The sequence below is a fragment of the Desulfonatronum sp. SC1 genome (assembly GCF_003046795.1).
Classification (GTDB): Bacteria; Desulfobacterota; Desulfovibrionia; order Desulfovibrionales; family Desulfonatronaceae; genus Desulfonatronum.
The window spans coordinates 1-426 of the sequence record NZ_PZKN01000180.1 but is presented as its reverse complement, the minus strand read 5'-3'; the positions used below and the strand labels follow the sequence as shown (position 1 = coordinate 426).

Below are 426 nucleotides of genomic sequence, written 5' to 3'. Positions count from 1 at the left end.
CTATTTTTGCAGCCCTTGAGGTTAGTGGAATTGCGGACCTCTCTGCAGAACAGCTCACTCCAATTCTTTTGGCACACGTTGTTAGTGGAAATGTGGCTTCAACTGATTTGTCCAGTGGTTTGGTTCCAACGTTAAACAGTGAGAAGTCTCTTGACATCGCCGTGAATGGCGGCGTAACAATCGATGGCTCAATTAACGTGGTTCTGGCCAATGTGCAAGGAACCAATGGAATAGTACATGTAATTGACAAAGTTATTGTGCCTTAATCATAATAATGGATTTATGATTTGAGTTTCCGATTCATTATGAGTCGATAACTGCTACCGGGGATTATTCACAAACCTATAAACAGACGTTTTAATTGTGATTAATCTCCGGTATAGGTTTTTGTTTGTTTTGTAACTATTTTTGGGCGCAAACATGAAC

The 426-nt window shown here is 40.1% G+C and carries 1 protein-coding gene; it reads left to right on the top strand.

Features of this window, described 5'->3' with window-relative positions; translation table 11 throughout:
• On the top strand, nt 1-266 hold a 266-nt coding region (locus tag C6366_RS21200; RefSeq protein WP_199221620.1), incomplete at its 5' end, for a fasciclin domain-containing protein.
• Between the last annotated feature and the right edge of the window lie 160 nt (nt 267-426).